Origin of the sequence: Reyranella sp. CPCC 100927 (assembly GCF_007859315.1) — a bacterium.
Lineage (GTDB): Bacteria > Pseudomonadota > Alphaproteobacteria > Reyranellales > Reyranellaceae > Vineibacter.
Genome location: NZ_VOHA01000034.1, coordinates 14542 through 29502 on the forward strand (window position 1 = coordinate 14542; position 14961 = coordinate 29502).

The 14961-nt window shown below is 66.7% G+C and carries 12 protein-coding genes; 2 read left to right on the top strand and 10 right to left on the bottom strand.

The genetic code is table 11. The annotated features are described in order from the left end of the window. Positions 1–7 precede the first annotated feature (7 nt). On the top strand, positions 8–1195 hold the full coding sequence (locus FQU96_RS39525; RefSeq protein ID WP_146546937.1) for an alanine--glyoxylate aminotransferase family protein: 1188 nt from the start codon (positions 8–10) through the stop codon (positions 1193–1195). A gap of 214 nt (positions 1196–1409) precedes the next feature. On the opposite strand, the gene FQU96_RS39530 is transcribed toward FQU96_RS39525, so the two are convergent. From FQU96_RS39530 to FQU96_RS39570, 9 genes are all read right to left on the bottom strand, one after another. Then, complete coding sequence (locus FQU96_RS39530; protein ID WP_146546938.1) at positions 1410–2627, bottom strand: CaiB/BaiF CoA-transferase family protein; 1218 nt, start codon at positions 2625–2627, stop codon at positions 1410–1412. Between the two features lie 116 nt (positions 2628–2743). Further along, complete coding sequence (locus FQU96_RS39535) at positions 2744–3766, bottom strand: ABC transporter ATP-binding protein (protein ID WP_146546939.1); 1023 nt, start codon at positions 3764–3766, stop codon at positions 2744–2746. Further along, on the bottom strand, positions 3763–4740 hold the full coding sequence (locus FQU96_RS39540; protein WP_146546940.1) for an ABC transporter ATP-binding protein: 978 nt from the start codon (positions 4738–4740) through the stop codon (positions 3763–3765). The genes FQU96_RS39535 and FQU96_RS39540 overlap by 4 nt, the downstream gene beginning before the upstream one ends. Further along, entirely contained in the window at positions 4737–5675 is a 939-nt protein-coding gene (locus FQU96_RS39545) for an ABC transporter permease (protein WP_146546941.1), read from the bottom strand. Before FQU96_RS39545 ends, FQU96_RS39540 begins: the two co-directional genes overlap by 4 nt. A gap of 143 nt (positions 5676–5818) precedes the next feature. After that, complete coding sequence (locus FQU96_RS39550) at positions 5819–6736, bottom strand: ABC transporter permease (protein ID WP_178131097.1); 918 nt, start codon at positions 6734–6736, stop codon at positions 5819–5821. A gap of 178 nt (positions 6737–6914) precedes the next feature. Beyond that, a complete protein-coding gene (locus FQU96_RS39555) occupies positions 6915–8558 on the bottom strand; it encodes an ABC transporter substrate-binding protein (RefSeq protein ID WP_146546943.1) in 1644 nt (547 codons plus the stop codon). A gap of 208 nt (positions 8559–8766) precedes the next feature. Further along, positions 8767–9564 (bottom strand): enoyl-CoA hydratase/isomerase family protein, encoded by a 798-nt coding sequence (locus FQU96_RS39560; RefSeq protein WP_146546944.1) that lies wholly within the window; start codon positions 9562–9564, stop codon positions 8767–8769. A gap of 292 nt (positions 9565–9856) precedes the next feature. Further along, complete coding sequence (locus tag FQU96_RS39565) at positions 9857–12214, bottom strand: Orn/Lys/Arg decarboxylase N-terminal domain-containing protein (protein WP_146546945.1); 2358 nt, start codon at positions 12212–12214, stop codon at positions 9857–9859. 74 nt (positions 12215–12288) lie between these two features. Continuing rightward, positions 12289–13155, bottom strand: a complete 867-nt coding sequence (locus FQU96_RS39570; protein ID WP_146546946.1) for a sigma-70 family RNA polymerase sigma factor — start codon at positions 13153–13155, stop codon at positions 12289–12291. A gap of 108 nt (positions 13156–13263) precedes the next feature. Between FQU96_RS39570 and FQU96_RS39575 the strand changes: the two genes are divergently transcribed. Next, positions 13264–13722 (top strand): carboxymuconolactone decarboxylase family protein, encoded by a 459-nt coding sequence (locus FQU96_RS39575; RefSeq protein WP_146546947.1) that lies wholly within the window; start codon positions 13264–13266, stop codon positions 13720–13722. 425 nt (positions 13723–14147) lie between these two features. On the opposite strand, the gene hutG is transcribed toward FQU96_RS39575, so the two are convergent. After that, positions 14148–14960, bottom strand: coding sequence for an N-formylglutamate deformylase (hutG, locus tag FQU96_RS39580; protein ID WP_146546948.1), 813 nt, complete (start codon positions 14958–14960; stop codon positions 14148–14150). Position 14961: the final 1 nt, after the last annotated feature.

The window sequence follows — 14961 nt, forward strand, 5'->3', positions numbered from 1 at the left end:
AAATCAGATGAGCGTGCGTGCAGGGCGTGAGTTCCTGGCGATCCCCGGTCCGACCAACGTGCCCGACGAGGTGCTGCGGGCCATGCATCGCCCGGCCGTGGACATCTACACCGGCCCGCTGGTGGCGCTGACCGACAGCTTGCTGCGCGACATCGCCCGCGTGTTCAACACCCAGGGCCGCACCTACATCTATATCGCCAACGGCCATGGTGCGTGGGAAGCGGCGCTGACCAACGTGCTGTCCAAGGGCGACAGGATCCTGGTGCTGGAAAGCGGCCGCTTCGCCATCGGCTGGGGCGAGGCCGCGCGCCGCATGGGCGTCGAGGTCGAGGTGCTGAAGGGCGACATGCGCCGCGCCGTGCGCCCGGCCGAGGTCGAGGCGCGGCTGAAGGCCGACAAGGGCGGCACCATCAAGGCCGTGCTGGTGGCGCAGATCGACACCGCCTCGGGCGTGGTGAACGATATCGAGGCGATCGGCCAGGCGATGCGCGCGGCAGGGCATGACGCGCTGCTGATGGTCGATACGGTGGCGTCGCTGGGCTGCATGCCGTTCGACATGGATGCCTGGCGTGTCGACGTGGCGATGTCGGGCTCGCAGAAGGGCCTGATGACGCCGCCGGGATTGAGCTTCGTCGCCGCCAATAACCGCGCGCGCGAGGTCCACAAGAAGGCCGGGCTGCGCACGCCCTACTGGGACTGGACCGATCGCGAAGGCGATGTCCACTACCAGAAATATGCCGGCACGCCGCCCGAGCATCTACTGTTCGGCCTGCGCCAGGCGCTCGACCTGCTGTTCGAGGAGGGCCTGGAGAACGCGTTCCGGCGCCACTCCCTGCTGGCCGAAGCGGTGCGTCGTGCCATCGGCATCTGGGCCGAAGGCCAGGCGATGGGCTTCAACATCATCGAGCCCAACGAGCGCTGCAACACCGTCACCACGGTGCTGATGAACGGCGGCCACGATCCGGAGGCGCTGCGCACCTACTGCAGCCAGAAATGCGGCGTCGTGCTGGGCCAGGGCATCGGCGAGCTCTCGGGCAAGGGCATCCGTATCGCTCACATGGGCCACGTCAACGCACCCATGGTGCTGGGCACCTTGGGCGTCGTCGAGGTCGGCCTCAGCGCGCTCGGTATCCCGCACGGCAAGGGCGGCACCCAGGCCGCGATCGAGTGGCTGGGCGAGCAGGTGAAGGCGTAGTCGGGTCGCTGCGCTCAGAGCATGTGATTTTTACCTTCCCCCGCTCGCGGGGGAAGGTGGCGCGCAGCGCCGGATGGGGGGCGCTTCAACGGAAATGACGCTCGCCATCAAACGCCAATGCTGCCGCAAGAGCCCCCATCCGCCCTTCGGGCACCTTCCCCCGCAAGCGGGGGAAGGTAGAAAAATCACAACCCCCTCGAGATGACGTGAAATCTCAAATGATCTTCCGCGTCCGCAGGCCCGCGATCTCGGCGGCGCTGTAGCCCAGGTCTGCCAGCACCGCGTCGTTGTGTTCGCCCAGGTCCGGCGCGATGCCGGGCTTGGCCGGCGTCTCGGAGAATTGCCAGGGCGTTCCGTGCACCTTCAGGCGCTTGCCATGCTGGGGGTAGTCCACTTCCGTGATGTAGCCGTTGGCGAGCACGTCGGGATCGTTGGATGCCTCGAGCAGCGTGTTGATCGGTGCCGACACAATGTCGGCGCCGCGCAGCTTTGCCACCCAGTCCTCGCGCGGCCCGGTGGCGAAGAGTTCGTCGAGCAGCGCCAGTAGCGCGGTGCACCGGGCCTCGTTATCGATGATCACGCCGAGATGCTCGAAGCCGGCGGCCTTCAGCCGTGGATAGAACCCCAGCGCCGCCATGGCCGTGTGCCAGTTCTCCGGTCCGGTGAGCTGGAAGACAAGCGGTTTGCCGTCGCGATCGTTGAAGCTGGCGCTGATACCCGGTCGCTGGGCCGTGCCGGTGATGCGGGCCTGGCCGGTGACGGGATTACGGTTGCGCCACATCGTCGTGGTGAGCGTCCAGCCCATCAGGCGGATCTGTCCACCCAGCAGCGACAAATCGATCTTCTGGCCGACGCCGGTGCTGCGCGCATGGGTGAGCGCTGCCAGTGCGCCGCCGAAAGCCAGGATCGCGCAGGTCTCGTCGGCAACCGACACGACGCCGGTGCGCAGCTTCTGGCCCGGCATGGAGTAGGCCTCGGCGATGCCGCCCAGCGCCTGGGCCATCGAATCGGTGCCCGGCAGGTCCGCGTGCGGTCCTTTGGTGCCGTAACCCGAGATCGAGACATAGACCAGCTTGGGATTGATCTTGCGCAGTTCCTCGTAGCCGAAGCCGTTCTTCTCGGCCGCGCCCGGCCGGAAGTTCTGGCCGAAGATGTCGGCGCGGGCCACGAGCCTGTGCAGGATCTCGCGGCCTTCCGACGTCTTGAGGTTCAGGGTCACGCTCTTCACGCCGCGATTGTTGGTCTCGAAGAAAGTGCTGGGCATGCCCGGCAGCACCGTCATGCGCCGTGAGGAGTCGCCGCCCTCCGGGACCTCGATCTTGATCACATCGGCGCCGAGATCCGCCATCAGCATGTAGGGCACGGTGCCCGCCTGCGCGGTGGAGCAGGAGACGACCCTGACGCCTTGCAGGGGGCCAAAGGGTTGCGACATGTCGGACCTCTCCTCGATCACACCGTCATCGCGAGCGCAGCGAGGGATCTTCTGACGCAGGCGCACCGTGCGCTCGGACGACAAGATCCCTCGCTGCGCTCGGGATGACAGGGTGGCTAATCGCCATCGAACAAGTGACAGGCCACGGCGTGGCCCGGCGAGACCTCGCGCAGCGGCGGCTCCTGCCGCGAGCAGCGCGGCATGACGTGGGGGCAACGCGTGTGGAACCGGCAGCCGGTCGGCAGGTTGAGCGGCGAGGGTACCTCGCCCGCCAGCTCGATCTCCTCGTCCTGCTGGCCCGGGCGCGCCAGCAGGACGGCAGAGAACAGGGCCTTGGTGTAGGGGTGGCGAACATCCTCGAACAGGACCGCCGTCGGGGCCTGCTCGACGATCTTGCCGAGATACATCACCACCGTGTGGTCGGCCATGTGGCGCACGGTGGCGAGATCGTGCGCCACCAGGAGATAGGCGACGTTGTCCTGCGCCTGGATGTCCTTCAGCAGGTTCATCATCTGGGCACGGATCGAGACGTCGAGCGCCGATACCGGCTCATCAAGCACGATCAGCTGCGGCCGCGGGGCGAGTGCCGCGGCAAGCGCCACGCGCTGGCGTTGTCCGCCGCTGAATTCGTGCGGATACTGCTGCGCCTGCTCGGGGCGCAAGCCGACCTGCATCAGCAGCGCGCGCACCCGCTCGGCGATGCTTGCCCGATCGCCCCAGGCGTTGACGATCAGCGATTCGGCAATGGTGCGGCCAACCGTCATGCGCGGATCGAGTGACGACCAGGGATCCTGGAACACCGCCTGCACCTTGGCGCGGAAGGCACGCAAGGCCGCACCCTGCAGGCCGTGGATCGGTTGGCCCTCCAGCAGGACTTCGCCGTCGGTCGGCGTTTCGAGGTTGAGGATCATCCGCGACGTCGTGGTCTTGCCGCAGCCCGACTCGCCGACCAGGCCCAACGTCTCGCCGGCGCGGATGGCGAAAGAGACATCGTCGACCGCTTTGATATGGCCGAGCGTCTGGGTGAACAGGATCCCTCTGGTCAGTTCGAAATGCTTGCGCAGCCTCTCGACGCGCAGCAGCGGCCCGTCGTGGCGCGGTGGAGATGTCTCGTCGGCCGGGGCCAGTTCGCCGATCATGCGGCCGCGAGCCTCCAGCAATCCGCGGTATGGTCGTCGCCGATCCGGACCATGCCAGGATAGGCGTCGCGGCACCGCGGCTCGGCATAGGCGCAACGCGCCGCAAAGCGGCAGCCATCCGGCAGGTCCATCAGCGACGGCGGCTGGCCCTCGATGGTGGTGAGCCGTCCGGCCGGGCCACTCATGGCGGGCACCGAGGCGATCAATGCCCGTGTGTAGGGATGCGCCGGTGCCTCGAAGATCCGCCGCACCGGGCCACATTCGACGATGCGGCCGGCGTACATCACCGCCACCCGGTCGCACATGCGCGCCACGACACCGAAGTCATGGGTGATGAACAGGATCGCCATGCCGGTCTGCCGCTGCAGGCGCTTGAGCAGCTTCAGGTACTGCAGCTGGATCGTGGCATCGAGCGCCGTCGTCGGTTCGTCCGCGATCAGCACCTGCGGTTCGCCGCTGATGGCGATCGCGCCCACCACGCGCTGCTTCATGCCGCCGCTCATCTGGTGCGGGTACTGGCCGATGCGCTGCTCCGGCGCCGCGATGTCGACGCGGCGCAGCGCCGCGACGGCTTCCCGCACGCGCTCGGCCGGACGGGTGCCGGCCTGTCGCCGGAACGCTTCGCACAACTGGTCGCCGATGGAGAATACCGGATTGAGGGAGGTCTGCGGATCCTGCAGGATCATCGAGATCCGCCGGCCGCGGATCTCGCGCATCTGTGCCGGCGTGCGCTTCAGGATGTCCTCGCCCTGCAACAGCACCTCGCCTTTGATGGTGCGTGCGCCGCTTCTGGGCAGCAGGCGCATCAGCGACAGCGCGGTGAGGCTCTTGCCGCAGCCCGATTCGCCCACCAGGCCCAGTACTTCGCCACGCCGCAGGGTGAAGCTCACGCCGTCGACCGCCTTCACCACGCCACGGCGCAGGAAGAAGTGCGTGTGAAGGTCGCGAACCTCCAGGAGGGCCTCGCCGCTCATAGCTGCCGCAGCCTCGGATCGAGCCGGTCGCGCAGCCAATCGCCGAACAGGTTGACCGACAGCACCAGCAACGTGATGGCGATGCCCGGGATCAAGGCCACCCACCAGGCGTCGGCAATGCGGCCGCGTCCTTCGGCGATCATCAGGCCCCACGTCGGCGTCGGCGGCGGGATGCCGGCACCGAGGAAGCTCAGCGAAGCCTCGGCGATGATCACAACACCGATGTTCAGCGTGACCAGCACCATGAAGGTGTTGAACACATTGGGCAGAATGTGCGTCAGCATGATGCGTGGCGCCGAGCAGCCGCGCACCTTGGCCAGTGCCACGAAATCGCGCTGCCGCAGGGCCAGCACCTCGCCGCGGATGACGCGTGCGAAGCTCGCCCACAGCAGCAGGCTGATGGCGATCACCAGTGTGCCCAGGCCCTGGCCCATCGTGACGGCCAGCAGCAACGCGAACAGGATCGCCGGGAAGGTGAAGGCGGCGTCGACCAGGCGCATCAGCACCGTGTCGACGAGGCCGCCGACGTAGCCCGCGACGATTCCGATGACCAGGCCGACGCCGCCGCCCGCGGTCAGGGCGAGCAGCGCCACGATGAGGCTGACCCGGGCGCCATGGATGAGACGGCTCAGGATGTCGCGCCCGAAGGCATCGGTGCCCAGGAGGTACTTGTCGCTGCCACCCTCCATCCAGACCGGTGGCAGCAGCTTGTCACGCAGGGTCTGATCGATCGGCGAGTGGGGTGACAGCAGCGGCGCGAAGATCGCCATGATGACAATCACGGAGATGATGACGATCGGCACCCACGGTACGCGGTGGGGCCGTTGCGCGCCGGCGGCGCTGCTCTTGCCTGGCCACAGCAGCGCACGCCACACGCGGCGGCTCGACGCCGGAACCGGCAGCGCATCGGCATGCGGACGTTCAACGGCGGACATCAGCGCCCCCTGACGGGTAGCGTGCGTCTGTCATCCCGAGCGTAGCGAGGGATCCTTTGACGCAGACGCGCCGGGCGCCCTTTCCAAAAGATCCCGCGCTGCGCTCGGGATGACAGTGTGTCGATCATGTCCGCCCCTCCCCCTCACGCCAGCCGGATGCGCGGGTCGACATAGGCATAGAGAATGTCGACGCCCAGGTTGATGACGAGGATCAGGATCGACTTGAGGATGATCACCGCCTGCAAGAGGGGGAAGTCGCGATAGATCACGGCCTCGTAGGTCAGCCGTCCGATGCCGGGCCAGGCAAACACCGTCTCGGTCACGATGGCGCCGGTGATCAGGTTGCCGACGAACACGCCCCACAAGGTCAGCACCGGGATGAGGGCGTTGCGCAGGCAGTGTTTCCAGATCACCACGCCTTCGCTCAGTCCCTTGATGCGGGCCAGTTTGACGAACTCGCTCTCCATCACTTCCAGCATGGCGGAGCGGGTGATGCGCATGAAGCCGGCCACGAGGAACATGCCCAGCGTCACCACCGGCAGAACGTAGTGGGCCGGACCGCCCATGCGCCCGGACGGCAGCCAGCCCAGCTCGACGCTGAAAACGAAGATCAGCAGCACACCGAGCCAGAAACTCGGCATCGCGACGCCGAGCACGGCCACGGCGCCGGCCGCGCGATCAAGCAGGCCTCCGCGATGGAGCGCCGCCACCACGCCCAGCGGTATGCCGAGCGCCATGGCCAGCAGCAATGCCCAGGGGATGATTACCAGCGTGTTGGGAAGCCGATCGAAGAAGGCCTCGACGGCCGGCTGCTTCATGCGGATCGACATGCCGAGGTCGCCCTGGACGGCGTTGCCGACAAAGATCAGGAACTGATCCAGGATCGACCCGTCGAGGCCCAGCGTGCGGATCAGTGCCGCGCGATCCTCGGGCGTGGCATCCTCGGGCAGCATCAGGTCGACGGGATTGCCGGTGAGCCGGCCCAGGAAGAACACGATCGCGGCCACCAGGCAGAGCAACACCACGCCCTGCATCAAGCGACGCGCGATGTAGCGTTTCATGGCCGGCAATCGCTTGTGGCGCCACACCGTCGTCCTGAGCGAAGCGAAGGACCTTGCGGTGGGTGGTTCAGCGTTGGGCGGCGTTGGTGACTCACCAGTGGGGTCCTCGTTGTTGGAAGCACCGCAAGGTCCTTCGCTGCGCTCAGGACGACGGAAAGGCAGGCCACGCCCGCACCCTTCACTTCTTCCAGGGCACCTGCTCCGGACGAGGAATGCGCTCGAACACGTCACCGAGTTCATGGCGGCCCGCGATGGCGGTAAACCGCCCGACCTTCTTCGTGTTGATCGCGTAGTAGCCCATGCCTTCGATGAGCGGGACGACCGTCCACGAATTCGCCACCAGCTCGACCATGCGATCCGTCAGCACGGTGCGCTTGTTCGGATCACGTTCGTCCAGAAGCGCGCGATAGGTCTTCACGAACTCCTGGCAGGTCTCCAGGCACGTGTCCTTGTCGCCCAGCAGGCGCTGCGTGCTGTCCGGCGAGAAGGCGCCGTTGTAACGCCACTGCGCGTCGGGACGACCTGCCGTGCGGTACATCGACGCCCAGCCGATCAGTGGCGCCTGGTCGCCGCGTTCCAGCGGTGCGAAGGAACCCCATTCATAGTGCTTCAACGTGACCTTCACGCCGATCTTGGTCCACATGTCGGCAATTGCGGTGCCGATATCGACCATGAACTGCGTGCCCGGCAATGCGGTGTTGGCGAACTTCAGCTCGAAGCCGTTGGGATATCCCTCCTCGGCGAGGATCTTCTTGGCCAGCACCGGATCGTAACGATACGCCTCGGCCGCCCATCTCTCCCACCGGTCGGCGCTGTAGTAGTCGGTATAGGCGAAGGCAGCGAACGGATGCGGCAGTCGCGCCTTGCCGTTCATGAGGTGCTCGATCAGCTGCTTGCGGTCGATCGCCAACGACAGGGCCTGGCGGACACGGACCTTGGCGATGGGCGAATCCTTGAGTTCCGGTTTGTACGTGCCCCAGAACTGGAAGACCGCCTGCATCGTGGCCGGCACCGACAGAACCTCCAGGCCGGCGCGCGAGGCGCTGAGCATAGCTTCGGGGCCGATCGAGGCGATCGCCGCTTCGCCGGTGCGCACCATCGATACGCGCGTGCTCTCCTCCGGCACCAGCAGGATATGCAGCTCCTTGAAATGCGGCGTGCCGCGCCAGTGCGGTGTGCTCACCGCCGCGAACTCGATGCGATCGCCGGGCACGTTGCGTACGAACTTCCAGGGACCGCTGCCGACCGGCTTGCGCCGGAACTCCTCCTCGCCCACTTTCTCGATGTAGGCCTTGGGCATGATGGCGCCTTCGGGGGCCACTGCCCGCGACAGCCCGGCCGGCAAGCCGATCTGCGGACTGGTGGTATGGACCTTCACTGTCAGATCGTCGATCACCTCGATGCTCTTGATGGTCCGCCGCATGGTCGCCGCCGCGGCGGCCAGCGAACCGGGCCCCATCTGGCGCTCGAGGCTGAACTTCACGTCGTGCGCCGTCAGCGGATCGCCGTTGTGAAACTTCTGGCTAGGCCGGAGGTAGAAGGTCCACGCCATGCCGTCGGGGGCCAGCTCCCAGCGTTCGGCAACACCGGGTCCGAGGCCGCCCTTCTCGACGTTGAAGCCGACCAGGGAATCGTACATCACCGCCTGATAGACGGCGTTGCCAGGCCGTCCTTCCAGGATCGGATCGAGTGTTTGCGCGCCGAGGGTTTCAACGGCGAACACGAGAGTACCCTTCTGATCCTGGGCACCCAGCGGCAACGCGACGGCAACAAACAATCCGGCTGCGAGAGTCATGGCTCTCGCGAGCATTCGTTGGCTCATGAGTCCCTCCCAATCGATTCTTGTTGTCGTTGGGCTCAACCGACGAAGGCCCGACTATCCGTCGCGCGTCGAAAGCTTGTCAACAGCATGACCGCCATGCGCCGTCGGGTCCGCGGTGTCGGCGGTTCGGACACTGCGGTTTTCCGTGTGCGGAGCGCTACCGCCCGTCGTGCGGTGCTACGCTCAAGGTGACAGGCTCAGTTCGCCACTACGGCTTGTTGCGCGTCGGCAGGCGATAGCGATCCTGCGGATCCTTCCAGCCCTTGAATTTCGGCGCGCGCTTTTCAGCGAAGGCCGCGCGCGACTCCATGAGATCGCTCTTGTCGCCGTGCTCGTGCAGCGCGGCCGCCAGCTTCTGCATGTCGGCGCCCGGGGCGGGGCGCATCTGGCGCATCATGTGCACGGTGTTGACGCGCGACGCCGGCGGCAGGGTCAGCAGATGCTCTGCCATCGACAGCGCCGTTGGCATGAGCTGATCGGGTTCCACCAAACGATTGAGGAAGCCGATCTCGTAGAAGCGCTCGGCGGTGAAGCGATAGCCGAGCGCCATCTCCATGGCGATCGGATAGGGCAGGTTGGCGATGTGGCCGTGGTTGTAGCCGCCCAGCAGCCAGCGTTTGGCCTCCGAGACCTCGAAGATCGCGCCGCGTGCCGCAACCCGCAGGTCGGTGCGCTCCACCAGCATGAAGCCGCCACCCATGGCGAAACCGTTGACGGCGGCAATCACGGGTTTCTCGAGCGTGCCTGACATGAAGGGATCCTCGATGTCGGGCCGACGCCCACCCGGCGCGCCGTCCTTCAACGACTCCTTCATGTCCTCGCCGGCGCAGAAGCCGCGTCCGGCGCCGGTGAAGATGGCGACCTCCAGTTGATCGTCGTGCCGGAAGTCGGTCCACACCTCGGCCAGCCTGCCGCGCATCTCGTGGTTCAGCGCGTTAAGACGATCCGGCCGGTTCATGCGCACCACCAGGATCTGCCCGTGGCGCTCGGTCTCGACGACGGTCATGGCGATCTCTCCCTCGAGGCACTCGGACAAGGCTAGCAGATGGTTGCAGCCCACGCCCAGGCCGAGATCGAGTGGCGGGGCGAGCAAGTGAAGGCGTAAGGATCCCCTCTCCGCCCGCGTAGCGGGGGGAGAGGGAGGGGCCCGCGCGTAGCGCGGGAGGGTGAGGTGGGTGCTCTATCAGACGAGATCTCTCTGTTGAGATCGCAACTGGCCTCGATACCCACCTCACCCTCCCATCGCTGACGCGATGGGCCCCTCCCTCTCCCCCCACTGCGTGGGCGGAGAGGGTTTTCTATTCGCTCACCACGTACGTGTAGAGCCGCACGCGGCCGCGTTCGCCGACCTCGCGGTAGACGCCCTGGATCTCGACCTCGAAGCCGGGGAAGGTGTTGAAGCAGGCCTCGAACATGCGCAGGTAGTCGATCATCGGCTGTGCCCGCTCGGTGAGCCGCTCGCCGGGCACGATCGTGGCGATGCCGGGCGGATAGACCACGAAGGGCGTGGTGGCGATGCGGCCGGCGATGGTGTCGATCGGCAGGTAGTCGACGTCGTTGCGCACCAGGGCGCGCGCCGCGTCGTGCGGCGACAGCGCGATCTCCGGCAGATGGTCCGATGAGAACTGCTTGGCCTGCAGCGCGCTCACGTCGGCGGCGCGGAAGAAACGGTGCATGTCGGCGCACAGGTCGCGCAGTCGCACGCCGTCATAACGTGTCGGACGCCGGCGATAGAACTCCGGAATCGCCTCCTCCAGCAGCGCGTTGTCGTCATGCAGCCGCTTGAAGGCGACGAGGCCGCTGATCAGCGTGCCGGCCTTGCTGGCCTCGACGCCCGGCGTCAGCAGGAAGAGCAGCGAGTTGAGGTCGTTCTTCTCCGGCACGATGCGGTTTTCGCGCAGGTACTGCGCGACCACGGGGGCCGGGATGCCGTGCTCGGCGTAGCCGCCGCCAGCATGCGTGAAACCCGGTGTCAGCAGGGTGAGCTTGTTGGGATCGGTCATGGCAAAGCCCGGCGCCGTGCCGGGGAAGCCATGCCAGGTGAGATCGGGCGACAGCTGCCAGTAGGACGGATTGGTGGCGAGCAGGTCGGTGCTCACCGTCTCCCAGGCGACCTCGTGCACCACGCCGTCGCGTGACGTATCGGGGATGGCGATGCGCTCGGGCACGAACGGCTCGAAGAACCAGCGTCGCTCGGGCCGCGGTTCCTTCTCCTCGAATTCCCGGCGCATGGCGCGGATCTTCTTGCGCAGCTCGATGCCCAGCCGGATCGTGTCGTCCCACAGCACCTCGCCCGAGCGGCCCTTCATCATCTGGGCGCCGACATCCAGCGAGGCGAACAGCGGGTAGAACGGCGACGTCGAGGCGTGCTGCATGAAGCTCTCGTTGAAGCGCCGGTGCTCGACCCGGCGCTTCTGGCCCTTGATGTGGCGATCCTTGATGTGGATCTGCGAGGCCTGCGAGAAGCTCGCCAACTGCTTGTGGGTCGACTGGGTGGCGATGATACCGGGCGCATCCGGTCCCAGCTCGCTCAGCCCCATGGCGAAGCGCCCGGCGTAGAGCGGATGGAACTTCATGAAGCCGGCCCAGGCTTCGTCGAACAGGATATAGTCGCACAGGTGGCCGATGCGCTGCAGGATCATCTCGGCGCTGTGGATGGTGCCGTCGTAGGTGCACTGCTCGATCACGGCGACGCGGAACGGGCGCGGTTTGCGCCACGCCTCGGGATCCTTCACCAGCGGATGGCTGCGGATGCGCTCGCGCAGTGCCGTTTCGTCGAAGGCGTCCCACGCCATCGGCCCGATCAGCCCCCAGGCGTTGCGCACCGTGGGCACGTAGACCGGGATGCCGCCGCTGATCAGCAGCGCACCGTGATGGGCGGCCTTGTGGTTGTTGCGATCGAACAGCACCAGGTCACCGTCGGTGACCAGCGCCGCCAGCGCCACCTTGTTGGACGTCGACGTGCCGTTGAGCACAAAATAGGTCTTCTCGGCGCCGAAGATCTGGGCGGCTTCCTTCTGCGCCTGCAGGGCCGGCCCCTCGTGCGTCAGGAGGTCGCCGAGGTCGAGCACCGAGTTGTCGAGGTCGTCGCGGAACACCGCTTCGCCCAGATGCTCCATGAACACCCGGCCGATCGGGCTGCGGCTGTAGAACACGCCGCCGTTGTGGCCCGGGCAGGTCCATAGCTGGTTGCCTTCCTCGGCATAGTCGACCAGGGCACCGAAGAACGGCGTCTTCAGCGTATCGGCGTACTGCTTCAGGCGGCTGATCAGGTTCTTGGCGATGAAGGCTGGTGTCTCTTCGGACAGGAAGACGTAGCCGTCGATGAAATCGAGCACCTCGACCGGCAGGTCCTCGAAGCGTTTGCGGCGGATCAACAGGATGATCGGGAAGTCGAGGCCCCGGCGGCGCATCAGGTTGATCAGCGCCGCGGTCTTGCCTTCCAGGCCCTTCTTGCCCCAGTCGACCACCATGCAGCCGATGGCGGCGTCGGTGCGGACCGCGATCTCGGCATCCTCGATCTTGCGTGCCTTCACGACCTCGAAGCCCGACCGCTCGATCTCGGCGATGATCTGGTTGTAGCGGATGCCCTCCAGATCGTCGGCGTCGAAGGCCGGTGCCGCGAACAGGAATGTAAAACGTCTGAAGTAGTCCATGTTTGCCCCGATCGTCTCTGTCTCACATGTCGGCGCGTTCCATGACACCGCTGTGACGATCATGGGCGACGCGGTCAACTGGGAAGAACGCCCAGGTTGATTTTGCGCAGGTTGTCAGGGTCGGCGATCGCCTCGATATCGGCGATGCGCCCATCCCGGATCACCAGACGCAGGACGACGCGCAGTCGGCCGCCGGGAGCCACGAACAGCCCCACGGCGCCGTCCACCAGCACCGGCTGGGCGCCGCGCCGTCCGAGCAGGGCCGTCGCGACGGCGGCGGCGCCGCGTGCCTCCTGCGATGCGCCGGCCCGCAGGGCGGCGGCGTCGGCGCGCAGCACGACGTCGGGATCCAGCAATGCGACGAGGGCCTCGACATCGCCGCGGCGGGTGGCGGCCAGGAAGGCATCGACGACCTTGCGCTGGCTCGCGACGTCCGGATCGGCAACCGTAGCCCGGCCCTGTACCCGGCGCCGCCCGCGGCTGGCCAGCTGGCGCGCCGCCGTCGGCGAGCGGCCGACGATCGGCGCGATCTCGTCGAACGAGAGATCGAACATGTCGTGCAGCACGAATGCCACGCGCTCGGCCGGCGCCAGGGTCTGCAGCACGACCAGCAGCGCCAGCCCCACCGAGTCCGCCAGCATCGCCTCGTGCTCGGGGCTCGGCCTCATGTCCGGGCCGGCTACCGGCGCCGGGGTCTCCAGCGGCTCCTCGCGTCGCGATCGGCGCGTGCGCAGCATGTCCAGGCACACCCGCGCCACGGTGGTGGTCAGCCACCCGCCGAGATTGTCGATACCCGTCCCGCCGGCGCGACTGAGCCGCAGCCAGCCCTCCTGGACGGCGTCCTCGGCCTCGTTCACCGAACCCAGCATTCGGTACGCGACCGCCCGCAGGTGCGGGCGGTTGGCTTCGAACTGGTCGGCCAGCCACTTTTTTTCGTCCATCGGTCACACCGTGTCGCTGCGCTCCGTCAGGGCCATGACGAACGAAGCCCGGGCGATGTGACCATCGCCCGGGGATGGTGCCGTCATAGTCGTCAAAGGAGACCGATCATGGAAGCACGGATGAAGAACCCGGCGTTGATCCTCGAGGGCGCGCTGCAGGCTTTGCTCGACCTGGGCAAGGCCATTGAAAAGGCCGGCGTCCCGCCCGCGACCCTGGCGCTGATTCACCTGCGCGCCAGCCAGATCAACGGCTGCAGCGTCTGCGTCGACGCCGGCTTTCGCGACCTGAAGAAGGTCGGCGAGCGCGACACCCGGATTTTCACCGTCGCCGCCTGGCGGGACGCACCTTATTTCAGCGACGCTGAACGCGCCGCGTTGGCGCTGACCGAGGCGGTCACCCGCCTGAGCGAGCGGATGGAGGGAATCCCGGACGACGTCTGGGCCGAAATCGTGCGGCACTACGACGAGCCGTCACGCGCCGCGCTGGTTCTCGCCATCGCCCAGTCGAATATCTGGAACCGGCTCAACGTTACGGTGCGGCAGGTGGCCGGCACGCCGTGGAACTAGGCGGCCGTCATCCCGAGTGTAGTGAGGGATCTCCTCGCGAAAGATCCCTCGCTGGCGCTCGGGATGACAGTCTGCTCATCGGAAAACAAGAAGGGCCGCTCCTGGCGGAGCGACCCTTCCATTGTCACGGCGTCGGTTGGCGCCGGGAACCGAGAATCTGGTCAGCCGACTCCCTGAACGGAAGCGACGACGATCCAGGTCCGGGCGCAAACAGGCCGATAGTGACAATGAGACACTGGATCACCTCCTTTCAGTGGTTGGCAGGAGCCCATACTATGGCGATCGAAACGCCGTTGTGCAAGAGGTGCAGACAAGAGCGCTCTGTCATTCCGAGCGCAGCGAGGAATCTTTCAATCGTGCAGATGCCGATCCACCGCTGAAAGATTCCTCGCTGCGCTCGGAATGACAGGGATATCCCAGAGTCGCTAGCGGCGTTCGACGAAGGCCAGCACGGCTTCGAGGAAGCGCCGCAGCACCGGCTGCACGCCGGCGGCGACAGCCGGCAGATAGTCGAACGGCAACGCCTCCTGCATGTAGCTGCTCTGCGTCATTTCGAGCTGCACGGCGTGCACGTTCTGCGCCGGGCGACCGTGGTGGCGCGTGATGTAGCCGCCCGTGAAGCGGCCGTTGAGCACGGATGTATAGTCCTTGGCTTCCCGGGCGATGGCCAGCAGCTGCTGCGCCAGTGCCGGATCGCAGCTGGTGCCCTTGCCGGTGCCGAGGTTGAGATCAGGCAGCTTGCCCTCGAAGAAGCGGGGCAGCACCGATCGGATCGAGTGCGCATCCCACAGCGCGGCGATGCCGTGCACGGACGTGAGGCGCGCCAGCTCCGCGTCCAGTTGCCGGTGGTAGGGATGCCAGATCGCCGTGCGCCGGATGTCGATCTCGGCCTCGCCGGGCACGTCGCCGGCAGCGTAGATCGGCTCGTCGTCGAACGTGTCGATCGGGCACAGCCCGGTAACGCTCTGCCCCGGATAGAGGCTGGTCCCGTCAGGCGGCCGGTTGAGGTCGATCACATAGCGCGAGTGCGTGGCGATCAGCACCGACGCACCCAGCGCATCGGCGAAGTCGTACAGGCGCTCGAGGTGCCAGTCGGTGTCCGGCACCGGGCGCGCCGCATCGGTGAAGCGCGCCGCCAGCCGCGGCGGCACATAGGTGCCGACATGCGGCATCGAAATCAGCAGGGGCCGCGTGCCGGCGCGAAAGCGGAACGGCGGTTCCTCGGTCTGGAACGTCATC

Excerpts from the sequence above, each read along its gene's own strand:
- FQU96_RS39525 (WP_146546937.1), top strand. The coding sequence starts at position 8 with ATGAGCGTGCGTGCAGGGCGTGAGTTCCTGGCGATCCCCGGTCCGACC.
- FQU96_RS39530 (WP_146546938.1), bottom strand. The coding sequence starts at position 2,627 with ATGTCGCAACCCTTTGGCCCCCTGCAAGGCGTCAGGGTCGTCTCCTGC.
- FQU96_RS39535 (WP_146546939.1), bottom strand. The coding sequence starts at position 3,766 with ATGATCGGCGAACTGGCCCCGGCCGACGAGACATCTCCACCGCGCCAC.
- FQU96_RS39540 (WP_146546940.1), bottom strand. The coding sequence starts at position 4,740 with ATGAGCGGCGAGGCCCTCCTGGAGGTTCGCGACCTTCACACGCACTTC.
- FQU96_RS39545 (WP_146546941.1), bottom strand. The coding sequence starts at position 5,675 with ATGTCCGCCGTTGAACGTCCGCATGCCGATGCGCTGCCGGTTCCGGCG.
- FQU96_RS39550 (WP_178131097.1), bottom strand. The coding sequence starts at position 6,736 with ATGAAACGCTACATCGCGCGTCGCTTGATGCAGGGCGTGGTGTTGCTC.
- FQU96_RS39555 (WP_146546943.1), bottom strand. The coding sequence starts at position 8,558 with ATGAGCCAACGAATGCTCGCGAGAGCCATGACTCTCGCAGCCGGATTG.
- FQU96_RS39560 (WP_146546944.1), bottom strand. The coding sequence starts at position 9,564 with ATGACCGTCGTCGAGACCGAGCGCCACGGGCAGATCCTGGTGGTGCGC.
- FQU96_RS39565 (WP_146546945.1), bottom strand. The coding sequence starts at position 12,214 with ATGGACTACTTCAGACGTTTTACATTCCTGTTCGCGGCACCGGCCTTC.
- FQU96_RS39570 (WP_146546946.1), bottom strand. The coding sequence starts at position 13,155 with ATGGACGAAAAAAAGTGGCTGGCCGACCAGTTCGAAGCCAACCGCCCG.
- FQU96_RS39575 (WP_146546947.1), top strand. The coding sequence starts at position 13,264 with ATGGAAGCACGGATGAAGAACCCGGCGTTGATCCTCGAGGGCGCGCTG.
- hutG (WP_146546948.1), bottom strand. The coding sequence starts at position 14,960 with ATGACGTTCCAGACCGAGGAACCGCCGTTCCGCTTTCGCGCCGGCACG.